The 1,183-nt window shown below is 49.7% G+C and carries 1 protein-coding gene; it reads right to left on the reverse strand.

The features are described 5' to 3' along the window. Nucleotides 1–63 precede the first annotated feature (63 nt). Nucleotides 64–1,183, reverse strand: a 1,120-nt coding sequence (locus tag JJD74_RS30560; RefSeq protein WP_200618103.1) for a YncE family protein, incomplete at its 5' end; no start/stop codon positions are given.

Here is a 1,183-nt window from a genome sequence, read left to right on the forward strand (position 1 = left end):
GTAAGCGCTTCGACTTCAAGTGTCCGATCGAGGTTATGGACGAGGTGATGCAGGAAGCTATGGCTATGCGGCATGATGCTCCAGCTTCAATTCAATAACCGTGTTGCACTCAGCTCCTGTAACCGCCTCCCATAAGTTGTCGTCTTGATAATTGCAGATGTATACGCGCTGGCCGTCCTTGCTGAAGGCTACTGCGGAAGGCTTGCGGCCAGCAGGGATGGGGCGAGCATCTAGTGTGTTGGTATCGAATATCGTGGCTTCGTTATTATTTTCAGGCCCGAGACCACACAAGTGTTTTCCATCGGGCGTGATTGCTAGCCTTGCTATTTCTAACTTGGTTGGTATGCGGCGTGTAACCTTGTTTGTGCGGGTGCTGATTTCGATTAATTCATTTGAAATTTCCCTTGTAACATATAAGAATTCCCAGTCAGGGCTTGCGACCATGTCTGTAGAGATTTCTCCCGTTTCAATAACGTCAATAAGTCTCAAAGTGCTGGTATCAATTACGCCAACTCCTCCTTGCACAGTACCTATCCTATTTCGGCATAAAACATAAACTAGACTGCCGTCGGGATTTATAAGGGTTTTACCCAGGTTCCATCCCACGTCTATTGTTCGGATAGTCTGGCCGTCGGCAACATTAATTACCTCCAGTTTTCCAGGGGGGTCAACTTGGGCGTTAACGATTACGCAATAGAATCGGGTGTTGTCAGGGCTTAAAGCCAATGATGTAGGTATATGCTTGCCAGTGTAGGTCCTTTTTAGTGTCAAGTCAGTTGCATCATACTCGACGATATTGCTGCCCACACAAAGGTAGATTCGCCTGCCGTCTGGCGAGAGTACTGCACTAGTGACATGGCCCGGGTCCACAGATTTCGTGATTGTCTGTGTCGCGAGATTGATCAGGTTCAGCGATCTATTGCCTATATCATATTCTCCACGACAGCCTACATAGGCGAATGTTCCATCGGGACTGACCATCATGTACCGTGGATCTTGAATGTGTGTGATTTTCAGTTTGTCTGCCACGGTGAACGTCCGGATTGCCGACTCTGCGCCCGAGCCGTACAAGGCCTTGGCTTTGAAACTGTGCGCGGCCACGCTAAGTTCGTTAACGGCCAGTTCCCAGACGCCGGTGGTCGCATGAACTACGGGCTGCCCCTTGGACGTCGTGCCGTCGAAC

Origin of the sequence: Pseudomonas sp. MF6776, assembly GCF_016613125.1 — a bacterium.
GTDB lineage: Bacteria > Pseudomonadota > Gammaproteobacteria > Pseudomonadales > Pseudomonadaceae > Aquipseudomonas > Aquipseudomonas iridis.